Annotated in this window: 18 protein-coding genes; 13 read left to right on the top strand and 5 right to left on the bottom strand. The window is 45.2% G+C overall.

The window, feature by feature from the left end; all coding sequences use genetic code 11:
• Window positions 1-163: 163 nt before the first annotated feature.
• The 5 genes from ACAW68_06235 to ACAW68_06215 all read left to right on the top strand — a co-directional run bounded on the left by ACAW68_06235 (window position 164) and on the right by ACAW68_06215 (window position 6,413).
• Complete coding sequence (locus ACAW68_06235; protein ID XGA17012.1) at window positions 164-1,579, top strand: sugar porter family MFS transporter; 1,416 nt, start codon at window positions 164-166, stop codon at window positions 1,577-1,579.
• A 45-nt stretch (window positions 1,580-1,624) separates the two neighbouring features.
• On the top strand, window positions 1,625-3,292 hold the full coding sequence (locus ACAW68_06230) for a xylulokinase (protein XGA15081.1): 1,668 nt from the start codon (window positions 1,625-1,627) through the stop codon (window positions 3,290-3,292).
• Window positions 3,261-3,977 (top strand): L-ribulose-5-phosphate 4-epimerase, encoded by a 717-nt coding sequence (locus tag ACAW68_06225; GenBank protein XGA15080.1) that lies wholly within the window; start codon window positions 3,261-3,263, stop codon window positions 3,975-3,977. Before ACAW68_06230 ends, ACAW68_06225 begins: the two co-directional genes overlap by 32 nt.
• A 32-nt stretch (window positions 3,978-4,009) precedes the next feature.
• Window positions 4,010-5,437, top strand: a complete 1,428-nt coding sequence (araA, locus tag ACAW68_06220; GenBank protein XGA15079.1) for an L-arabinose isomerase — start codon at window positions 4,010-4,012, stop codon at window positions 5,435-5,437.
• 127 nt (window positions 5,438-5,564) lie between these two features.
• Window positions 5,565-6,413 carry an aldo/keto reductase gene (locus tag ACAW68_06215; GenBank protein XGA15078.1) on the top strand — a complete coding sequence of 283 codons (849 nt, stop codon included), beginning with the start codon at window positions 5,565-5,567 and terminating at the stop codon, window positions 6,411-6,413.
• A gap of 67 nt (window positions 6,414-6,480) precedes the next feature.
• On the opposite strand, the gene ACAW68_06210 is transcribed toward ACAW68_06215, so the two are convergent.
• Together ACAW68_06210 and ACAW68_06205 are read right to left on the bottom strand one after the other, a co-directional pair.
• Window positions 6,481-6,996 (bottom strand): hypothetical protein, encoded by a 516-nt coding sequence (locus tag ACAW68_06210; GenBank protein ID XGA15077.1) that lies wholly within the window; start codon window positions 6,994-6,996, stop codon window positions 6,481-6,483.
• 130 nt (window positions 6,997-7,126) lie between these two features.
• Entirely contained in the window at window positions 7,127-8,212 is a 1,086-nt protein-coding gene (locus ACAW68_06205) for a GntR family transcriptional regulator (GenBank protein XGA15076.1), read from the bottom strand.
• A gap of 397 nt (window positions 8,213-8,609) precedes the next feature.
• Between ACAW68_06205 and ACAW68_06200 the strand changes: the two genes are divergently transcribed.
• The 6 genes from ACAW68_06200 to ACAW68_06175 all read left to right on the top strand — a co-directional run bounded on the left by ACAW68_06200 (window position 8,610) and on the right by ACAW68_06175 (window position 15,777).
• Window positions 8,610-9,584, top strand: coding sequence for a glycoside hydrolase family 43 protein (locus tag ACAW68_06200; protein XGA15075.1), 975 nt, complete (start codon window positions 8,610-8,612; stop codon window positions 9,582-9,584).
• Between the two features lie 25 nt (window positions 9,585-9,609).
• Window positions 9,610-10,887 carry an oligosaccharide MFS transporter gene (locus ACAW68_06195; GenBank protein ID XGA15074.1) on the top strand — a complete coding sequence of 426 codons (1,278 nt, stop codon included), beginning with the start codon at window positions 9,610-9,612 and terminating at the stop codon, window positions 10,885-10,887.
• Window positions 10,888-11,196: 309 nt separating this feature from the next.
• A complete protein-coding gene (locus tag ACAW68_06190; protein XGA15073.1) occupies window positions 11,197-12,846 on the top strand; it encodes a xylulokinase in 1,650 nt (549 codons plus the stop codon).
• Window positions 12,839-13,555: an L-ribulose-5-phosphate 4-epimerase gene (locus ACAW68_06185; GenBank protein XGA15072.1), complete on the top strand. Its 717-nt coding sequence runs from the start codon at window positions 12,839-12,841 to the stop codon at window positions 13,553-13,555. The genes ACAW68_06190 and ACAW68_06185 overlap by 8 nt, the downstream gene beginning before the upstream one ends.
• Window positions 13,556-13,587: 32 nt before the next feature.
• Complete coding sequence (gene araA / locus ACAW68_06180) at window positions 13,588-15,015, top strand: L-arabinose isomerase (protein XGA15071.1); 1,428 nt, start codon at window positions 13,588-13,590, stop codon at window positions 15,013-15,015.
• Window positions 15,016-15,165: 150 nt separating this feature from the next.
• Window positions 15,166-15,777, top strand: coding sequence for a sugar O-acetyltransferase (locus ACAW68_06175; GenBank protein ID XGA15070.1), 612 nt, complete (start codon window positions 15,166-15,168; stop codon window positions 15,775-15,777).
• Window positions 15,778-15,825: 48 nt separating this feature from the next.
• Here the strand turns inward: ACAW68_06175 and ACAW68_06170 are convergent, their stop codons facing one another.
• The 3 genes from ACAW68_06170 to ACAW68_06160 form a co-directional block, all read right to left on the bottom strand.
• Window positions 15,826-17,397, bottom strand: coding sequence for a bifunctional UDP-sugar hydrolase/5'-nucleotidase (locus ACAW68_06170; protein ID XGA15069.1), 1,572 nt, complete (start codon window positions 17,395-17,397; stop codon window positions 15,826-15,828).
• A 157-nt stretch (window positions 17,398-17,554) separates the two neighbouring features.
• Window positions 17,555-19,030: a hypothetical protein gene (locus ACAW68_06165; protein ID XGA15068.1), complete on the bottom strand. Its 1,476-nt coding sequence runs from the start codon at window positions 19,028-19,030 to the stop codon at window positions 17,555-17,557.
• Between the two features lie 290 nt (window positions 19,031-19,320).
• Entirely contained in the window at window positions 19,321-20,454 is a 1,134-nt protein-coding gene (locus tag ACAW68_06160) for a helix-turn-helix domain-containing protein (protein XGA17011.1), read from the bottom strand.
• 82 nt (window positions 20,455-20,536) lie between these two features.
• On the opposite strand from ACAW68_06160, the gene ACAW68_06155 reads away from it, so the two are divergent.
• Window positions 20,537-20,797 (top strand): transposase, encoded by a 261-nt coding sequence (locus tag ACAW68_06155; protein XGA15067.1) that lies wholly within the window; start codon window positions 20,537-20,539, stop codon window positions 20,795-20,797.
• A gap of 20 nt (window positions 20,798-20,817) precedes the next feature.
• On the top strand, window positions 20,818-21,639 hold the full coding sequence (locus ACAW68_06150; protein ID XGA17010.1) for an IS3 family transposase: 822 nt from the start codon (window positions 20,818-20,820) through the stop codon (window positions 21,637-21,639).
• Window positions 21,640-21,890 lie beyond the last annotated feature (251 nt).

The raw sequence follows: 21,890 nt of genomic DNA, 5'->3' as shown, positions 1-21,890 counted from the left end.
GTCCGTATGACATATTTGGGGTTGTTTTATGTTGTCCGGACGAATAGAATAAAGCATGTAAAGAAAGCGCTTTCTTGTATTACCTGATAAACACCATTCGCGCATTAGGTAATTTAAATTATTTAGACGAGAACTAATTTAATTAGTTGTATTAGGTGGAGTAATCATGAAAGAAAAAAAGATTTCAAGTAAATTCATTTACTTCTTCGGCGCGTTCGGGGGAATTCTATTTGGATATGACATTGGTGTTATGACGGGGGCCTTGCCATTCTTGCAGAATGATTGGAACTTGCAAAACAATGCCTCAATCATCGGTTGGATCACATCATCATTGATGTTGGGAGCAATCATTGGAGGCGCTTTGGCGGGTCAACTTTCTGACAAACTTGGTCGTCGTAAGATGGTTTTGATTGCAGCGGTTTTGTTCGCAGTATTCTCACTTGCATCAGCCTTGTCACCACACGATGGTCAATATTACTTGATTGCAGTTCGTATCTTCCTGGGACTTGCAGTCGGAGCGGCATCAGCTTTGGTGCCAGCGTACATGTCTGAAATGGCGCCAGCCGCAGTTCGTGGGCGTTTGTCAGGTATTAATCAATTGATGATTGTGTCAGGTATGTTGTTGTCATATATCGCAGACTACGCTTTGCAAGGTTTGCCTGAAAGCATCGCATGGCGCATGATGCTTGGTTTGGCTGCTGTGCCAGCCGTTATCTTGTTCCTAGGTGTGCTTCGTTTGCCTGAATCACCACGATTCTTGGTTAAGCAAGGTAAGTTGCAAGAGGCGCGTCAAGTTTTGAGCTGGATTCGCCGTCCAGAAGAAGTCGAAGCAGAAATGCGCGACATCGAAGATACCGCAGCTGGTGAAGCTGCTGTAAGTAAGGTAACGTCATGGGGAACGTTGTTTACAGGTCGTTACCGTTACTTGGTGATTGCTGGAATCGGTGTTGCCGCCTTCCAACAATTCCAAGGTGCAAATGCTATTTTCTACTACATCCCATTAATCGTTGAAAAGGCGACTGGTTCATCAGCAAGTTCAGCTTTGCTTTGGCCAATTGTTCAAGGTGTGATTTTGGTTATCGGTGCCTTGGTTTACATGGTGATTGCCGACAAGTTTAAGCGTCGTACGTTGTTGACGGTTGGTGGAACTGTGATGGGATTGTCATTCTTGATGCCAGCTGTCTTGAACGCCGTGATGCCTAACATGAGCCCAATGATGATTGTTGTGTTCTTGAGTATCTATGTGGCCTTCTACTCAGCAACTTGGGCCCCATTGACTTGGGTATTGGTTGGTGAAATCTTCCCATTGGCTATCCGTGGTCGCGCAAGTGGATTGGCTTCTTCCTTCAACTGGATTGGATCATTCTTGGTTGGATTGTTGTTCCCAATTATGACGGCTGCCATGGCCCAAGAAGCTGTGTTCGCCATCTTCGGAATTATCTGTGTGCTTGGTGTTGTCTTCGTTCGCGTGGCAGTGCCAGAAACGCGTGGTCGTTCATTGGAAGAAATCGAACAAGTTGGTGCTGCCCGTGCCGCTCTTAAGGGTGAAAACGGTGTGGTAGAAGGACGCGAAGCCTAGGCTACAGTGAGGATTCACAAAGTTAGCGGGAAATAGGAGAGAGTTATGACTAATAACGATATTAAAACAGTTATCAATACTGGCCAAGCAGCCCTTGGTATTGAATTTGGTTCAACTCGCATCAAGGCTGTCCTGGTAGCGCCGGACTTTTCGACGATTGCCGTGGGTAGCCACGAATGGGAAAACAAGCTTGAAAATGGTGTTTGGACGTACTCACTAGATGATATCTGGTCGGGTGTTCAAGATGCTTACCGTGATATGGCGGATCAAGTCAACCAGAATTATGCGACAGTGATTCGTAATCTATCATCAGTTGGCTTCGCAGCCATGATGCACGGTTACATGGCATTTGATAAGGGTGATAACTTGTTGGTGCCATTCCGTACTTGGCGTAATGCCATGACGGCTGATGCAGCCAAGCAATTAACGACGTTGTTTGATTTCAATATTCCGCAACGTTGGAGTATCGCGCACTTGTTCCAAGCGATTTTGAATCAAGAGGCCCATGTGAAGGATGTTGCCTTCATGACAACGTTAGCTGGTTATGTGCACTGGCAGTTGACCGGTGAAAAGGTATTGGGTGTTGGGGATGCTTCTGGTGTCTTCCCAATCGATTCACAAACTGGCGACTATGATGAAGCGATGATTGAGAAATTTAATCAATTGAAGGCGGTGCAACAGTACCACTGGACATTGCGTGATATTTTGCCAACGGTTAAGACGGCTGGTGAAGTTGCCGGTCGTTTGACTGATGAAGGTGCTAAGCTATTGGATCCGAGTGGCTTGCTGACAGATGGGGCAATTGCTGCCGCTCCTGAAGGCGATGCCGGTACGGGGATGGTTTCAACCAACTCAGTTAAGCAACGTACAGCCAATGTTTCAGCCGGAACATCTGCCTTCGCCATGATTGTGTTGGAAAAGGCATTGTCTGAAGTTCACGAAGATATTGATATGGTGACGACGCCGGATGGGTCAGCAGTGGCCATGGTTCACGCCAATAATTGCACCTCTGAAATTAATGCTTGGGCCCGTGTGTTTAAGCAATTCTCACAAGCAATTGGTGTTGATATCAGTAACAACGACTTGTACGGGGCACTGTTCCAATCTGCATTGGATGGCCGTCCAGATGCTGGTGGTTTGTTGAGTTACGGCTATCACTCAGGTGAAAACATCACTGGTGCTAGCGAAGGTCGTCCGTTGTTCGTTCGTACACCGAACGCTGAATTCAATTTGCCGAACTTGATGCGTATGCATATTTTCTCAGCCTTTGGTGCCGTGAAAATCGGTTTGGATATCTTGAAGCAAGAAGATGTTGCGATGGACTCAGTCGTTGCACAAGGAGGCATCTTCAATACGCCGGTGGTTGGTCAAAAGCTTTTGGCTGCCGTTATGGATGCGCCAGTAACGTTGATGACGAACGCTGGTGAAGGTGGTCCATGGGGAATGGCTGTCCTAGGTCAATATGTCACGATGCGTCGTGAAGATGAGTCGTTGGCGGACTTCTTGGAGAAGCGTGTGTTCGCTAACCAAGACAGTACGACGATGGCACCTGATCCGGTGGACGTGACTGGTTTTGAAGAATTCATGGTTCGTTATAAGGCGGGAATTGGTATTGAACAAGTTGCCATTACTGCGCTGACGGACGAACCGGTAGTCATAAAAGAAGAGGAGCGTGATATTCATGTTGGAGAACTTGAAGCAGCGGGTGTATGACGCAAACATGGCTTTGCCAAAGCACAATTTGATTAAGTTTACATGGGGAAACGTATCAGAAATTGATCGTGACAGTGGCCTCTTTGTTATCAAGCCATCCGGTGTTGCTTATGAAGATTTAACACCTGACGACATGGTTGTTGTGGATTTGGATGGCAATGTGGTTGAAGGTGACTTGAACCCATCAAGCGATACAGAAACGCACCGTGTGTTGTATCGTGAGTTTCCGGAAATTGGTGGCATTGTGCACACACATTCACCATGGGCGGTTTCATTCGCGCAAGCTGGTGTTGATATTCCGGCTGCTGGAACGACCCATGCAGACACGTTCTACGGGGATGTCCCTGCAACAACATTGATGACGGACGATGAAATTATGGGTGAATACGAACTTGAAACGGGAAACGTTATTGTGAAAACGTTTGAAGATCGTTGCATCGATCCGGTCGAAGTGCCAGCGGTATTGGTACAAGATCACGGTCCGTTTGTTTGGGGACCAAACGCTGCTAAGGCAGTATATAACTCAGTTGTGTTGGAAGAAGTTGCACAAATGGCCTACCACACGATGATGTTGAATCCACACAATGTGCACATGTCACAAACGTTGTTGGATAAGCACTATTTGCGTAAGCATGGTGCGAATGCTTATTACGGACAAAACACGGCGAAGCCGGTTGCAAATTAAAATTAGCGAAATTACTTAGGGGATTAATGATTATGTTTAACGAAAATAACTACAAGTTCTGGTTTATCACGGGTTCACAATTCTTGTACGGACCTGAAACATTGCAAGAAGTTGAAGCAAACGCAAAGAAGATTGTGGACGGCTTGAATGAATCAGGCGTATTGCCATACCCAATCGAGTTCAAGTTGGTAGCCACAACGTCAGAAAACATCGCAGCAACGATGAAGGAAGCCAACTTCGATGACTCAGTTGCTGGTGTGATTACGTGGATGCACACGTTCTCACCAGCTAAGAACTGGATCCGTGGTACGCAATTGTTGCAAAAGCCATTGTTGCACTTGGCAACGCAATTCTTGGAAGAATTGCCATACGAGACGATTGACTTCGATTACATGAACACGAACCAATCTGCCCACGGAGATCGTGAGTACGCATTTATTAACGCTCGTTTGGGTATCAATAACAAGATTATTGCTGGTTACTGGCAACATGATGACGTGCGTCAAGAAATTTCAAATTGGATGGACGTCGCAGTTGCTTACAACGAATCATTTAAGATTAAGGTTGTGACGTTCGGTGACAAGATGCGCAACGTGGCTGTTACTGACGGTGACAAGGTTGAAGCACAAATCAAGTTTGGTTGGACAGTTGATTACTGGGCTGTCGGTGACTTGGTAGAAGCGGTTAACGCCGTTAACCCTGACGACATCGACGCCAAGTACGCTGAATTGGAGAAGGAATACGACTTCGTTATCGGCGACAACACACCAGAAAAGTTTGAGCACAACGTGAAGTACCAAATCCGTGAATACTTCGGTATCAAGCACTTTATGGACAAGCACGGTTACACGGCCTTCACAACGAACTTCGAAGATTTGTTCGGTTTGGAGCAATTGCCAGGTTTGGCTGCCCAATTGTTGATGGCTGAAGGTTACGGCTTCGCCGGTGAAGGAGACTGGAAGACGGCTGCTTTGACGCGTTTGATGAAGATTATGGCGCACAACGAAGCAACGGTCTTCATGGAAGACTACACATTGGACTTCCGTAAGGGTCACGAAGCTATCTTGGGATCACACATGTTGGAAGTTGATCCAACGATTGCATCAGACAAGCCACGTGTAGAAGTTCACCCATTGGGTATCGGTGGTAAGGATGATCCAGCTCGTTTGGTCTTCACGGGTATGGAAGGTGACGGAATCGACGCCACGATGGCTGACTACGGTAACGAGTTCAAGTTGATGTCATATGATGTGACTGGTAACAAGCCGGAGGCTGAAATGCCTCACTTGCCAGTGGCTAAGCAATTGTGGACGCCAAAGCAAGGTTTGAACCAAGGTGCTGTTGGTTGGATGTCAGTTGGTGGTGGACACCACACGGTTTTGTCATTTAAGATTACGGCCGAGCAATTGCAAGATTTGGCTAACATGTTCAAGTTGACTTACGTAGACATTAAGGGCTAATTGTATTTTCAAAACGTCTTAAAAACTTAAATCATCTCAAAAGTTACAAAGCAGGAGCGACGTTCACAAAAACGTCGCTTTTGTGTTTCAAAAACATCGGGTAAAATAGCTTGTGGAGGGACTCACAATGTCAGATTTAACAACAAAAGTAACCCTTGCCGATGGCCACCAAATGCCATTGCAAGGTCTTGGACTATATAAGGTTACCAACCAAGCTGAATTGACAGATGTCATGAACGCGGCTTGGGAAAGTGGCTATCGCCTATTTGATACCGCCCAAATGTATCAAAACGAAGGAATGCTGGGAACGGCTATCAAGGATCTCGCGTTGCCACGTCAGGAAATGTTTATCACAACTAAGGTAGCGGAAAGTAACCAAGGTTATGATGCGACGTTGGCATCTGTTGAAACGTCATTGCGCGAGTTGGACATGGATTATGTTGATTTGTTGTTGGTACACTGGCCATTGCATCAACATTTCTTTGAAACGTGGCGCGCATTTGAGCGTTTGAAGGATGAGGGATTGGTGAAGTCAATCGGAACGTCAAACTATGGCATGGTGCACTTGCAATATCTTGCCACGCAAGCGAATGAGCAACCTGTTGTCAACCAAGTGGAAAACCACCCACATTTGACGCAAGATGCGTTGCTGCAATATCACAAGGATAACAACATTCAAACGCAAGCATGGGCACCACTTGGTCGTGGGTCAGTCTTGGCCGAGCCGGTGATTGTTGAAATTGCGGCAAAGCACGGCAAGACGCCAGCACAAATTGTACTGCGTTGGCACGTGCAACGTGGCACGAGTATCATTCCAAAGTCTTCAAAGCCAGAACGCGTTATCGAAAATGGTAACGTGTATGATTTCGCTTTGACTGATGAAGAAATGACATTAATTACGAATTTGAATAAGTTTGAGCGCATCAGCCAAGAACCAGAACAGGTTTATGAGCGTGGCGCACAATACCCACACTAAAACATACAAAAACAGCGACACTGCTGAGCTTGATGATCAAGTCTCAGTAATATCGCTGTTTTTTTGTTTACGCTTGGCGTTTAAAGCACTTATTTACCAGCTTTTCAAATTTATCTTCAAATTCAGGACTCCAACGGCTCCATACTAGGATGAACCAGGCGATGATGAAGCCGACTGTTAGTACGAAAGCGATGATATCTGCAACAAAAGCGGGTGTACCGAAGCTTTTAAGGACTAACATGATCAGTAAATAGAAGAATGGGCCGGCGACTATTAAGCCGAGGGTCATCGCGAGAGAATCTTCTCTATCATGAATGATGGCCGTGGCTTCTTTTTGACCGGTAATGACGAGTTCGATGAATTCTGGCTTGGTGACAATGTTAATATCGCCTTGTTCATCTGCAGGCAAGGTTTGCCTAAATGCCAAAGCTTGTTCAATATGGTCGCCGACTGAATAAGGGGCGACAGTTTCACCGAAGGCAGTTGGACTTAAGTTAAATAGTTCGTTGTAAGGAACGGTTGTCGTCTGTGCCTCGGAATAAATGGTTAGCGTCGTTGCGCCTTTTTTAACGAGATAGTACATAACAAAATCCTCCGTTATATAGCACGCTCATCCTACTTAACTTCATTATCCAGGGCATGACGCGTTGTTTCAAATTATTTGCTCAAAAGAAAAAGAAGTTCCCGCCATTGGCGAGAACTTCTTTTAATATTTAATCAACGTGGCGACTTGAAGAGTCACGAACGATTAGGTCACTTGGGTAGTGAATGTTTTCTACCTTGTTGCCGTTAATAATGTTTAGCAACATGTTTGCGGCATCACGCCCCATTTTACTCTGTGGGTGACGTACAGTTGTTAGGCTTGGTGTCATGTATTGCGACATGGCGTAATCGTCAAATCCAACAATCGCAACATCTTCTGGCACACGCAGGCCAAGTGACTTGACCAGATCAATGGTTTGAATCGCCAAAGCGTCGTTGTACAGCGCCAAGGCCGTTGGACGATCGGCTGCTTCGAGGTGCGCCTCAATCTTATTCAAAATTTGGGCGTTACTTGCTTCATCATTTGATTGATACATCACGATGTTACTGTGTAGCGCGATGGCAGGGTATTGTTGGTATGCCTTGTAGAAGCCTTGCATACGGTGCGCACCTTGCACATCGTCGACCTTGAACACCCCAAGAATGCGTTCGTGACCTTGATTAATCAGGTGAGTAATCAAATCAGCTTCGGCGTTTGAGTCGTCAACTTCCAAGTAGGGGAAATCGAAATGCTCATACGTTGAGTTGATAAACACGGTTGGGATATTCAACTCATGAATCTGATCATACAAGTCTTTGTTGGGATTTGGTAGGGCAGACATCGTTGGTTCGATAATCAATCCGTTAACCCCTGTTTCAATCATGCGCATCAAACTTTGACGCTCACGCTCGTAAGTGTTGTGTGTGTTACTAATGAAGAGCGAATAACCTTCGTCAGAAATCACACGGTCAATCCCGCTGATGATTTCAGGGAAGATATAGTCGGCTAGGTGCGTTGTGATAACACCAATCACCTTATTGTCAGTTGCAACGGCTGGCGCTTTATTCCAGTCATCAACATACATACCGCCACCTTGTACACGGTATAGGAGGTGTTCTTGTTCCAAATCACTGGTGGCGCGACGGACGGTGTAGCGGCTCACGCCATATTGTTCAGTTAAGTTGGCTTCGGTTGGTAGCTTGTCGCCGATGGCGTACTTACCAGCGAGAATATCATCGCGAAGCCCTTTCTTAACGATATCGTATTTTGTATCCATATCAATTAGATCTTATCTTTCTGTCTTTATCGTTCTTTCATTATACAAGGGATTGTCTGAATTTGTTAGACGAATCAGTGAATTGTTATGAATAGTGGAAGGGTTTTATGGGTTGTCCGTACAAATGTAAGCGCATCCGGTATTAAGGACAGTTGTCACTATTTGAGAGTTAGTTCTGGGAAGGAGAAATGGTTTTCCTGTCTAAACGCACGTATATAAAGGTTTGTGGCTGTATGCAACTTACAATTACATTGTGAATAAAGTATCAAACTTTAAGAAACTGTGAACTGTTCGTGAAAAGGTCTTATTTGGGGTTGCGAGTTGTCCGTACAAGTAATTTAATAATAATCGTTAAAGAAAAGAAAACGCTTTCAGATAATTTAGGAGTTTTACAGATATGACAGTTAGCTACGAAAATCCGGTTATTATCCAACGTGCTGATCCATTCATTTACAAGCACACGGACGGTTACTACTACTTTGTTGCTTCAGTACCAGCTTACAACTTGATTGAGTTGCGTCGCGCCAAGACGATTGATGGTTTGGCACATGCGATGCCACGAACAATCTGGCGTAAGCATGATTCAGGTACTGGTGAACAAAGTGAATTGATTTGGGCACCGGAGCTGCACTACACAGATGGTAAGTGGTATGTCTACTACGCAGCATCACACACAACAGCATTTGATGAAAATGGGATGTTCCAACACCGCATGTTCGCCATTGAGTGTGAAGCGGCTGACCCAATGGAAACTGAAGATAACTGGGTTGAAAAGGGACAAATCGAAACCCACCTTGATTCATTTGCATTGGACGCAACGTCATTCGAATTGAATGACAAGTTGTACTACGTATGGGCGCAAAAGGATCCAGCAATTAAGGGTAATTCAAACTTGTACATTGCTGAAATGGAAAATCCATGGACGCTGAAGACAGCACCGGTCATGTTGTCAAAGCCAGAATTTGATTGGGAAACCAAGATTTTCTGGGTGAACGAAGGGCCAGCAATCTTGAAGCGTAACGGCAAGGTGTTCTTGTCGTTCTCAGGGTCAGCAACCGACGAAAACTACGCAATGGGGATGTTGTGGATTGAAGATGATCAGGATGTGCTTGATGCCGCTAACTGGCACAAGCTCGACCACCCAGTCTTCCAATCTGACATGGAAAACGGTTTGTACGGACCAGGGCACAATTCATTTACGGTTGCTGAAGATGGTGAAACAGATTTGTTGGTTTACCACGTACGCAACTACTTGGACATCAAGGGTGATCCTTTGTACGATCCAAACCGCCACACGATGGTGCAACCATTCGAGTGGGATGACAACGGCTTCCCAGTGTTCGGTAAGCCACAACCATTTACTTTTAACTAATACATGAAAACTCAGGGGGATAATCATGAGTCAAGTTGTTAAGGAAAGCAAGCATTTTTGGGGATTTGCTGCTTCGCACTTTAGTTACTTCTTTATTTGGGCCATCACATATGGATTCTTGACGCTTTGGTTGGGTCAAGAAGCAGGTTTGACCGGAGCACAATCCGGCGTGGTCTTCTCATTGGTGGCAGGAATGTCATTGCTGTTCCAACCGTTGTTCGGAATTATTTCTGACAAGTTGGTCTTCAAAAAGACACTGTTGATTACAATCGCAGTCGCTGGAATCTTCATTGGACCTTACTTCCAATGGGCCTTCATGCCAATCTTGGCCATTAGCCCAGTATTGGCATCAATCGTAACGGGTGTGGTCTTGGCCTTCATCTTGAACGGTGGTGTGTCAGTTATCGAGCAATACGTACAACGTGCATCATTGGCCAACAAGTTTGAGTTTGGTCACTCACGTATGGGTGGATCTGTTGCCGGTGCCGTATCAGCCTTGGTTGCTGGTCGTTTGTTCTTGTGGCAACCAAACGCAATCTGGTGGGCCTGCTCGGCTTCAGCTGTTTTGCTAACAATGTTGTTGTTGTTCTCAACGAAGATTAACTTCTCAAATGCAGCTGCTGCAATGGGAACCTCAAATGAAAAGTTGACGAAGAAGGATATCTTCTCAATCTTCAAGTTGCGTAACTTCTGGATCTTGGCCCTATTCTACATGGGTGCCTCAGCTTTGTTCGACGTGTTCGACCAACAATTTATCGTCTTCTTTAAGACATTCTTTGAGACTGATGCTCAAGGAACAATGATGTACTCATACATGAACTCAGCACAAACGGTTATCGAATTGTGCTTGATGATTCCAATGCCATTTATCATCAACAAGATTGGTGCCCGTAATGGATTGTTGATTTACGGATTCTTGACGTTCGTTCGTATCTTCGGATCAGCGATGGCACCATCATGGGAGTGGATTGTATTCTTCCGTTTGCTTGCCGGATTCGAAATGCCTTTGCTATTGGTTTCAATCATGAAGTACATCTCAGGTGCCTTCGACATTCGTTTGTACGCAACGGTTTACGCTTTGGCATCAAACTTTGCTAAGCAAATTTCAGTCTTTATCTTCTCAACTGTAGCCGGATCAATGTACGACAAGACTGGTTACCAATCAACGTACTTGATGATGTCAGCTGTGGTTTTGGTTATCACGTTGGTAGCCGTATTCTTCTTGGAGCGTGAAAAGAAGGTGAACCCAGTTAAAGAAGCAGCAGGTGGACCGGTCGAGCAGGTGACCGAGCCACAGGCGTAACTCTAACAAAAATGTAATTGCGAAAGATTTTTAAGTTATAAAATAGTTATCCCGATTGGCAGCGATGCCGATCGGGATTTTTTAATTTGTACGGTTAAAAGTAAACTTACATATAATTCGTTTTAAACAACAGAAAAGCTATTAAATCAACGTTTAATAGCGTTTTGCAAAAAGAATTATCTGTGAACATTGTGCGTGTTGTATGAATTGTACGGATAACCTATTGAATTGTCCGTACAAGTGGTTTAAACTATTTCATGTAAACGATTACAAAAGAAATTAAATTCTCGTTTGAGGGGAACGGAATCAATGAATAAAGAACAAATTCAAAATGAAATCATGAATGGCCAAACGGCTTTGGGGATCGAATTTGGTTCAACACGAATCAAGGCGGTGCTGGTCGGAACTGACTTCTCAACAATTGCTGTTGGTAGTCACGAATGGGAAAACAAGCTTGAAAATGGCGTTTGGACATACTCACTAGAAGACATCTGGTCAGGTGTTCAAGATGCCTACCGCGATATGGCAGATCAAGTAACTGATAAGTACGGTACGGTAATTCGTAACTTGTCATCAATTGGTTTTGCAGCCATGATGCACGGTTACATGGCGTTCGATAAGGGTGGTAATTTGTTGGTGCCATTCCGCACGTGGCGTAACGCAATTACTGGTGAAGCCGCTGGTCAACTAACAGAATTGTTTGACTTCAACATTCCACAACGTTGGAGCATCGCACACTTGTTCCAAGCAATCTTGAACCAAGAAGTGCACGTGAAGGATATCGACTTCATGACAACGTTGGCTGGTTATGTGCACTGGCAAGTGACTGGTGAAAAGGTGTTGGGTGTTGGGGATGCATCAGGTGTCTTCCCAATCGACTCAGACACAGTTGATTACGATGAAACGATGTTGGCGCAATTCGACGAGTTGAAGTCAGTGCAACAATATCACTGGCAATTGCGTGACATCTTGCCAACGGTTAAGACAGCTGGTGAAGTTGCTGGTCGTTTGACGGATGAAGGTGCTAATTTGTTGGATCCAAGTGGTTTGCTTGCAGGTGGGGCTATCGCGGCTGCACCTGAAGGAGATGCTGGTACCGGAATGGTGGCAACGAACTCAGTTAAGCAACGTACGGCCAATGTCTCAGCTGGAACGTCAGCGTTTGCCATGATCGTCTTGGAAAAGGCATTGTCACAAGCACACGAAGATATTGATATGGTCACGACGCCAGATGGGTCAGCGGTTGCCATGGTTCACGCCAATAACTGCACGTCTGAAATTAACGCTTGGGCCCGTGTCTTCAAGCAATTCTCACAAGCAATCGGTGTTGAGATTAGCACAAACGAGTTGTATGGTGCTTTGTTCCGTTCAGTCTTGGATGCTCGCCCGGATGCAGGCGGCTTGCTAAGTTACGGTTACCACTCAGGTGAAAACATTACGGCAGTTGACGAAGGACGCCCGTTGTTTGTTCGTACGCCAAACGCCGAATTCAACCTACCAAACTTGATGCGCACGCACCTATATTCAGCGCTCGGTGCCGTTAAGATTGGCTTGGATATCTTGAAGCAAGAAGATGTTGCGATGGATTCAGTTGTTGCACAAGGTGGTATCTTCAACACACCAGTTGTGGGACAAAAGATTTTGGCAGCTGTGATGGATGCGCCAGTCACGTTGATGACAAACGCTGGTGAAGGTGGCCCTTGGGGAATGGCTGTCTTGTCACAATACGTCACGATGCGCGAAGCTGGCGAAAACCTAGCTGATTTCTTGGAGGAGCGTGTGTTTGCGAACCAAGAAAGCGTTACGATGGCACCAGATCCAGTTGATGTCGCCGGATTTGAAGAATTTATGGACCGTTACAAGGCTGGAATTGCAATTGAACGTGTGGCAATTAATGCCATTTCAGATGAGCCAGTATCAGTGGTCGCTGAGACTGAGGAGGAAGAAGTATATGCTTGAGAATTTGAAGCGTCGCGTGTATGACGCAAACATGGCTTTGCCAAAGCACGATTTGATTAAGTTTACTTGGGGGAACGTGTCAGAAATCGACCGTGAAAGTGGCTTGTTTGTCATCAAGCCATCAGGTGTTGATTACGAAGATTTGACACCAGCTGACATGGTTGTCGTCGATTTGGACGGTAACGTGGTTGAAGGTGACTTGAACCCATCAAGCGATACGGAAACGCACCGTGTCTTGTACCGTGAGTTCCCAGAAATCGGTGGTATCGTCCACACGCACTCACCATGGGCCGTTTCATTTGCCCAAGCTGGGGTGGATATCCCAGCATGTGGTACGACCCATGCGGATACGTTCTACGGGGATATTCCAGCAACGAGTTTGATGACGGAACAAGAAATTAACGGTGAATACGAGCTTGAAACGGGAAACGTTATCGTCAAAGCGTTTGAAGAGCGTTGCATCGATCCGGTTGAAGTGCCTGCAGTGCTGGTACAAGATCACGGTCCATTTGTTTGGGGACCAAATGCCACCAAGGCGGTCTACAACTCAGTCGTGTTGGAAGAGGTCGCACAAATGGCGTACCACACGATGATGTTGAATCCACATAATGTGCACATGTCACAAACATTGATGGATAAGCACTACTTGCGTAAGCACGGTGCAAATGCTTATTACGGACAAAACACGGCGAAGCCGGTTGCAAATTAAAATTAGCGAAATTACTTAGGGGATTAATGATTATGTTTAACGAAAATAACTACAAGTTCTGGTTTATCACGGGTTCACAATTCTTGTATGGACCTGAAACGTTGCAAGAAGTTGAAGCAAACGCAAAGAAGATTGTGGACGGCTTGAATGAATCAGGCGTATTGCCATACCCAATCGAGTTCAAGTTGGTAGCCACAACGTCAGAAAACATCGCCACAACGATGAAGGAAGCCAACTTCGATGACTCAGTTGCTGGTGTGATTACGTGGATGCACACGTTCTCACCAGCTAAGAACTGGATCCGTGGTACGCAATTGTTGCAAAAGCCATTGCTACACTTGGCAACGCAATTCTTGAACAACTTGCCATACGAGACGATTGACTTCGATTACATGAACACGAACCAATCAGCTCACGGTGACCGTGAGTATGCCTTCATCAATGCCCGCTTGGGTATTAACAACAAGATCATCTCAGGACACTGGGAGGATCAAGAAGTTCGCGAAGCCGTTGCAAATTGGATGGACGTAGCGGTTGCCTACAACGAATCATTTAAGATTAAGGTTGTGACATTCGGTGACAAGATGCGTAATGTGGCTGTTACTGACGGTGACAAGGTTGAAGCGCAAATCAAGTTTGGTTGGACGGTTGATTACTGGGCTGTCGGTGACTTGGTAGAAGCGGTTAACGCCGTTAACCCTGACGACATCGACGCCAAGTACGCTGAATTGGAGAAGGAATACGACTTCGTTATCGGCGACAACACACCAGAAAAGTTTGAGCACAACGTGAAGTACCAAATCCGTGAATACTTCGGTATCAAGCACTTTATGGACAAGCGCGGTTACACGGCCTTCACGACGAACTTCGAAGACTTGTTCGGTTTAGAGCAATTGCCAGGTTTGGCTGCGCAATTGTTGATGGCTGAAGGTTACGGCTTCGCCGGTGAAGGAGACTGGAAGACGGCTGCTTTGACGCGTTTGATGAAGATTATGGCGCACAACGAAGCAACGGTCTTCATGGAAGACTACACATTGGACTTCCGTAAGGGTCACGAAGCTATCTTGGGATCACACATGTTGGAAGTTGACCCAACGATTGCCTCAGATAAGCCACGTGTAGAAGTGCACCCATTGGGTATCGGTGGTAAGGATGATCCAGCTCGTTTGGTCTTCACGGGTATGGAGGGTGACGGAATCGATGCCACGATGGCTGACTACGGTAACGAGTTCAAGTTGATGTCATATGACGTGACTGGTAACAAGCCGGAGGCTGAAATGCCACACTTGCCAGTGGCTAAGCAATTGTGGACGCCAAAGCAAGGTTTGAACCCAGGTGCTGTTGGTTGGATGTCAGTTGGTGGTGGTCACCACACGGTCTTGTCATTCAAGATTACGGCTGAACAATTGCAAGATTTGTCTAACATGTTCAAGTTGACTTACGTGGACATCAAGGGCTAAACCTGACAGACATTTTAACTGGCGCTATTAACTAACGTAAACAGCTCAAAACTCTCAAAAACATCTCATTTGCCAGTTAAAATGAAACCGTCTCTGACCAAGTGTTAGGGGCGGTTATTCTGTAATAACGATTAAGATTGGAAAACTATCATGAAACCATTAAATGATTCAGAAATTGCCCGCCTCGCTGAGATTGATATCTTTGATAAAGTCGATCAAGGTGAGTGGTACCAATATGCTAAGGAATCAGCTATTCAAGCAATTGTTAAAGCATCTGCACAGCGCGTGCAAATCATTAATGATGTTGCGAAAACGGACATCGAAGAGGCGACACGTCTGTTGCACGAGTTTTTGCCTAATTTAGCTGAAACAGCTGATGTGTACTTCCCAATTACGGCGATTGAACATCCAGAGCGTTTGACTGTCGGTGAAAACAGCTTCATTAACGCGAATCTGCAAATTTTGAGTGCCGGTAAGGTAACGATTGGTGATAACTGCTTTATCGGTCCGAACACGCAACTCTACACACCAAATCATCATCCATACGACGTGGCTTTGCGTCGAGAAGGGTGGCAATATGATTTGCCAATTACTATCGGGAACGATGTTTGGTTTGGCGGCTCAGTGATTGTCCTGCCTGGTGTTACGATTGGTGACAACGTTGTGGTTGGTGCTGGTAGCGTCGTCACGAAAGACGTTCCAAGTAACACGATGGTTGCGGGTAATCCAGCTCGTGCCATTAAAGATTTAACACAAAAGTAAAACGAAAACCGGCGTCATCTCAATTTGCGAGATGACGCCGGTTTTGCATTAGTTTGTCTTTGTGCCAACGAATCCCTTGCTAGGGATGTTCGTTGGTTGTGTAATTTGAATATCGGGATGATCCGCGATGTAGTCACCGATGAGGTCGGCGGTTTCAATTTGGACCTCACGGATAACCTTGTCGATTGTGTACATCTTGTAATTTCCCGTACCGGTAGCACGGTAGTTGTTCATCGTTACTTCGAATGTGTCAGTCATCGACATTGGCTGACCATTAATCGTCAACGCTGTCACACGATTACCGGCAGGACGACTGAAATCAAAGGTGTAATCAATCCCGCTCCAAATGTCGTAATTGTAGTGTTGTACTTTTGGCTCCAAGAAACGGGGATTAATCGTCAATTCACCAGTTGGTGTGAGCGTGAAATAGCGTCCGCTAATTTCCAGAGCATCCTTGATATCCTGACCAGTCAACTTTTCAACAACGAGTGTGTTTGGATAGATGTAATTTGTCATCACATCGCGACGGGTCACTTCATTTGGTAGCCCGCGTACTTCGTCATTAAACAAAGCGGTGTTTGAAATGTGCGTACCAGTCGCAGCCATTTGTACTTGATTCACCAACTCAATGAACGGGTGATTATGCAAACGTGCGTCGAAATGGTTGGTGACCTGCATATTGTCACCAACCGTGCCGATAGCAGTATCCAACCAGTCGTTAACTTGATCATTCAAGGGTGTGACCAAATCAAGAATTGCGGGATGCTCTTTATAATCACCCGTCGCAATCAATTGGGCATCCGCTTGCGTAATGTGCAAGGTGTTATCCAACTCGAGGTCAATCGCGCCGATGTATTCACCGCGATAACCAGGTTGGGTGGTTGGCACGCCATTAACGACGTTTGCAATCGTACGGTGCTGGTGGCCGGTAATTAAGGCGTCGACACCAGACAATTGCAACAGCTCATAGCCTTGGTTTTCAGTCGTGAGGACTTCTAGGCGCTTCCCAGTGGTCAAATCGTGTGAGAAGCCACCGTGATACGCGAGTACCAGGATATCGACGTTAGGGCGCAGCTCAGCAATATAACGCTTTGCGGTCTCAACTGGATCGTTGAATACCAAACCGCGAATGTTATCTGGGTGCTCCCAGTGTGGAATGTATGACGTCGTCAAACCGATGATACCGATTCGCACGTGATTACGATTGATGATGGTGAAGGGCTTGCCAATGAAAGGTTCGCCGGTTGTTTCGTCAAGAATGTTGGCGTTCAACAAATTAGTGACACCGGCCATCGCAGTTTCTAGGTAGTCACGCCCATAATTGAACTCGTGATTGCCGAGAATGCGGACGTCAAAGCTGGCAGTATTCGCCAAATCGTTGTAAATTCCCAAGTCATCGCGATCAATTTTTTCGATGTAGTTGGTCAACGGTGAACCTTGAATAAAGTCCCCGTTATCGATGGCAATTACCACATCATCTGCGGTAGCTTGCGCACGAAGTTCATTCATAGTGGTTACGGCACGTGACAAGCCAATGCGCGTATTCAAAAGTGGTCGGCGAAAGTCATCCGCACGGAAATACCCGTGAACGTCTGAGGTTGAAACCAACGTGACATGCATGATACTGCCTCCGTTAAAATTGTGTTTAATACTATATAGATTACAGCAAAACGGACATCTGATAAATACTAAAGGGAAGCTACTAAAAATGATATGCATACAATAAAAGCCCTAACTCCGTTGTTGAAAGAGTTAGGGCTTTTCGTACAGCTTCAAATTATTTAGCGTCTAGCTTTCGTTTTTGTTGGATAACCTTAAAAATAAGAAGCACATTCAACAAAAGAGACAAAATTAGTAACCATGGGAAAAACCGATAGTACCAAGGGGTTGCACTAGGCGCCCATCGGTCATTTTTTTCGTCATTGGTCAGCACGTCATCAGACTCAGCGGTAACATTAATATCACTATCGTTTACAGGCGTAAGTGTAAGGTCGGTGGTTAATGTTTCCTTGTTCGTGATGGTGTCATTTGTTGTTGAACTACTAATTTCTGAGTCAATCAACCTTTTATTAGTTAGAAGTCTTACGCTACTTTCATCGGATGATTCGACCGCATCTGCACCATCTTTCCCAGAAAGTCTTCCGCTTGTTTCGTTATCCTCGGCATCGTTTGAGGGGCCGATAGGCAGCGTGTCGTCGTCAGCAGGAGGTCCAATAGGTTGCGTGTCTCCGGTAGAAGGAGGTCCAATAGGTTGCACATCACCAGTAGAGGGTGGAGCAATTGGCTGAAAGTCCCCTTTAGAAGGCGGCGCGATAGGTTGTAAATCGGGATCCGATTCGTCTCGATTTGGTGGCGTAATAGGTTGTGTATCAGGTGTTGATGGCGGCGCAATCGGCTGCGTATCAAGACCCGGCTCGATAACGCCAGTAACAATTAATCCATAACAAAGCGTTCGTAGCGAATCAACGTGTGATGTGTATTCAAAAGTGCTGGTTCCACTGATGGTTCGAAAAGTTGAAACTTCATTCGGGTGTGCGCCAGGTGTTCGTAGCATCACTTCTTTGATACCTTCAGCCGTTAGTCTAGCGCCATATTCTTTTGCACGTGCACTTACAGCTGAACTACCGACTTCGGCTAAATCTGATCCACTAAGTAAAAAGGCTTGTTTCTTACCGATTGCCACCGTTGGCGTAGTTGGTATGGCGTTCGATGCCATAGACTTATAGAATAGCTGGACGTTTTGACTGATAGGATCAATGCCACCATCGGTATTCGACTCCCAAATGCCGTATTTCCCTTTTTTATCGCTCAACTTTAAGTTTGGAACGGAAGTTGGTGCAATGTAATCTTCGTACTTTGTACCAGCGATAGCCCCGAATGACCCGGAAGTGCCACTATACCAGGAATTAAGTTGCATGTATGGCAAACTTTCTTCGTAGCCATACAAGTCATTGTCATCGCGAGCAAAGTAATATGAACTCGCTCTAGTGAATGCCTCTGACCAACTCAGCCCGCCAGAAAGATGGGCAATTAGGTATGTGTCTTGTTGCATTGTGCCTTCGCCCGGCGCCCTAATAATCGACCAAAGGCTGTCCATAAACGTAATAGTACCATCCCCGTTGTTAACAGGGGCGTATGCGACTGCTTTAGAAGAATCAGTTACAGTGGCATATGTCAGGACAGGTTCGGTAAACGTAGTTGCAAGTAAGGATGCAACCATTATTGAAACCTTTGCTAGTTTAAAAATAATCATTTCCTACCTTTCGACTAATTAAGTAAGTTAATTCTGACAGGTAGGGCGTAGAACGTCACACCGTGATTTCACGGCATTGGACAAATATGTGAAAACGATTAGTAAGCGAGTGTGACCATTGATTGTTCTGATTGTTCGAAATTTGTCACGATGAATGTTAGGAATCTTATATAGTAAATATTTGTAGGTGGTAGACAGAATTTTCTCTCTCGCAACTACACAGTCCCACCGCCTACATAAAAGACACAAAAATGCGCCCCTGAAATTCAGAGGCGCATTTTTGTGTTGTATTAGGTTGTTACGGGAATTGCCAAAATATCTTCTAATGCTGACCAATCGGCGGCGGTTGGTGGCATATGCCATTGCAGCTGGAATGGCACATCAAGATTTTGAACGTTAATATCTGAAACAAAAAGCAAAGTATTTTCAGTGATGTGACGTTCAACGACGATGTTAGCGTTTGGTCGATCTTTGAAGAGTGATTTAACAAGCAAATCAAAGTTCGCACCTTGACTAAATTCAAAGACAACATGGAAGGGCGGGTTCACCAACTCAAGTGGAATTGTCGTCATCATCAAAAACAAGTAATCGTACATGATGCCAGCTTGATTTGAGGTCACTCTTTTTCGATTGTGGCTGAAAGATGGCGTAATAATGTTGGTCATTTGAGATGCAAATTGCATATAGTCGTTATATTGATGCAAAGCGATTGTGTCTGATGGGTCAAAAATATAGTCGGCATTTGTGTATTCAAAAAAATACAGTCGTGAATGGAGTCGACTTAGTGAATCGCAAACGGTTTTTGAGAAAATAGTCTCAGATTTAGTAGCATCAAGCTTGAAATAGCGACCAAATTCATTAATGAATAAGTTGTTTAGGTTACTGATAACAGTGTTTTCAAGCACAATCGCATCCCACTCAGGCGAATCGGGTAACATGGCCTCGCTATACAGATAACGCAACATCATGTAGCTTTCTAATTTAGCATCTTCTTCCGGTAAATTTGGGAATTTGGCTAAGATGGCGTTCGAAAGACCAGTGATAGTGTGCTCTGGCCAGCGCATCAATATCTTTTTGAACCGTGGATCGGTTTGCAATTGCTGGCTTGGATTTTTTCCTTGAGCCATACGCGTGAAGACAATGTAGTAGACGTATTTTACTTTGATTTTCTGAACTTGCGTAAATTTAAATGTTGGGCCACCGATTATGTTTTCTATTCGTGCAATACCTTCTTCAATGGCAGCGTTTGTCTCGCCATCGAAAGGAAGATTTTCACCAAAAAATTTGAAATACATTTCAAACAAAAATGAACGAATTGAAACTTCTTGTCCTTCGAAACGCAGATTAGTTGAGATGGTGATTTGGTACTTTTCGAGGATGTTCTCAAGCTTTTTTCTAACGCGATAGACGCTGGTTGGCGAGATGAAGTATTCGTTGCTCTTATGCTAGATTTACGGACAGATTTTTCTCTGCCCTGTAAACTAATAGCAGAGGAGCATTTTTTATATGATTCGATATTCACCAGAATTTAAGCAATCTCTTGTCGAGATGCACAACCAAGGGCGTTCTTACACTGAACTAGCCGCTGAATACGGGCCTTCGGCCGATTCAATCCGTAACTGGGTCAAATTGTACACAGTCCACGAAGTGGACGGCGAAAAATGGACGCAAGCTGATGTAAACGCATTACAAAAGGAAAACGCCAAACTTCGCGAAGAACTTGAGATTTTAAAACGAGCCGCGGTGTTGCTTTCGAAGTACAATTAACGCAAAATCGCGAGTTAGGACTGGAAATCATTGACCGGTCACTCGCAATGGGACACCGCATAACAAGCGTTTTATCGGCTTTGAACATTGCTCGAAGCACGTATTATCAATGGAAAAACTGGCAACCTAGCCAACGAGAAACACGGCGTAATGCTCTGAAAACGGCAATTAAAGCCGTTTATAACACCAATCGTGGCATCTATGGCTACCGTCGTATCGCAGCGTTCTTGCGCTTCATTTTGAAGACTGATGTTGGCGATCGTTTGGTTTGGGAACTCATGAATGAGCTCAATCTCAAATCTCGCATGGTCAAGAAGTCATACAAGAAGCCAACAACAACCACTGACACACCTCAAAAGCCCAACCTCATGAAGAAGTTGGATAATTTGAGTGGCGTTCTGGCAACTGACATTACATACATCCAGTTGATGAATCGTGAGTGGGTTTATCTGGCAACCGTCTATGACCCAGAAAAGCGTCGCGTAGTCTCATACGGACTAAGTCCAGAGATGACCAAGGAATTCGCAACATCCGTCGTAGTTAAGGCTCTAAGAGCCAACGGTAAGCCAAAGATGATTCACAGCGACATGGGAAGCCAATACACTTCTAGCCTGTTCGAAGGAACATTACAAAACTCTGGAATAAATCACTCTTACTCCCGTAAGGGGCATCCTTACGATAACGCTCGTATCGAGAGCTTCCATTCGCTCATCAAGCGCGAAATGATTTATCACGAAGAGTACAGGACCATTGATGATGTCCGGGTGTCTGTCGAGTGGTATGTGAACTGGTACAACAACAGTCGCATCAACTCACGCACTGATTGGCTTCGGGCCGCCTAGACCAATGTCTGGTTTACTTAATCTCGATTATCGGCACCAGCCGGTACGACACAGTTTATAAGCCGTCACTTGTGAATTTCAAAAATTCGCCTTGTGAAGGCTTATTTACCGCACGCTACAACTTGTGAAATCCGGCCGGTTCACAATCTATACCACTCGTTTTCTCTCGACGGAAGGGCTGAGCCCTGTTCCGCCTACAAAAACACCCAGAAATCACGCCATTTTAGGCTGAAATCCGGGTTTTGAAAATT

Source organism: Weissella confusa (assembly GCA_041871065.1).
In the GTDB taxonomy this organism is placed as follows: Bacteria; Bacillota; Bacilli; order Lactobacillales; family Lactobacillaceae; genus Weissella; species Weissella confusa_A.
Note: the sequence above shows the minus strand (reverse complement) of the source record. Positions and strands in the feature narration are given on the sequence as shown.

Bases quoted from the DNA above. Each gene is read 5' to 3' on its own strand.
- ACAW68_06205 (XGA15076.1), bottom strand. From the start codon at position 8,212: ATGGATACAAAATACGATATCGTTAAGAAAGGGCTTCGCGATGATATT.
- ACAW68_06155 (XGA15067.1), top strand. From the start codon at position 20,537: ATGATTCGATATTCACCAGAATTTAAGCAATCTCTTGTCGAGATGCAC.
- ACAW68_06195 (XGA15074.1), top strand. From the start codon at position 9,610: ATGAGTCAAGTTGTTAAGGAAAGCAAGCATTTTTGGGGATTTGCTGCT.
- ACAW68_06210 (XGA15077.1), bottom strand. From the start codon at position 6,996: ATGTACTATCTCGTTAAAAAAGGCGCAACGACGCTAACCATTTATTCC.
- ACAW68_06215 (XGA15078.1), top strand. From the start codon at position 5,565: ATGTCAGATTTAACAACAAAAGTAACCCTTGCCGATGGCCACCAAATG.
- ACAW68_06190 (XGA15073.1), top strand. From the start codon at position 11,197: ATGAATAAAGAACAAATTCAAAATGAAATCATGAATGGCCAAACGGCT.
- ACAW68_06225 (XGA15080.1), top strand. From the start codon at position 3,261: ATGTTGGAGAACTTGAAGCAGCGGGTGTATGACGCAAACATGGCTTTG.
- araA (XGA15079.1), top strand. From the start codon at position 4,010: ATGTTTAACGAAAATAACTACAAGTTCTGGTTTATCACGGGTTCACAA.
- ACAW68_06230 (XGA15081.1), top strand. From the start codon at position 1,625: ATGACTAATAACGATATTAAAACAGTTATCAATACTGGCCAAGCAGCC.
- ACAW68_06170 (XGA15069.1), bottom strand. From the start codon at position 17,397: ATGCATGTCACGTTGGTTTCAACCTCAGACGTTCACGGGTATTTCCGT.
- araA (XGA15071.1), top strand. From the start codon at position 13,588: ATGTTTAACGAAAATAACTACAAGTTCTGGTTTATCACGGGTTCACAA.
- ACAW68_06175 (XGA15070.1), top strand. From the start codon at position 15,166: ATGAAACCATTAAATGATTCAGAAATTGCCCGCCTCGCTGAGATTGAT.
- ACAW68_06185 (XGA15072.1), top strand. From the start codon at position 12,839: ATGCTTGAGAATTTGAAGCGTCGCGTGTATGACGCAAACATGGCTTTG.
- ACAW68_06200 (XGA15075.1), top strand. From the start codon at position 8,610: ATGACAGTTAGCTACGAAAATCCGGTTATTATCCAACGTGCTGATCCA.
- ACAW68_06165 (XGA15068.1), bottom strand. From the start codon at position 19,030: ATGATTATTTTTAAACTAGCAAAGGTTTCAATAATGGTTGCATCCTTA.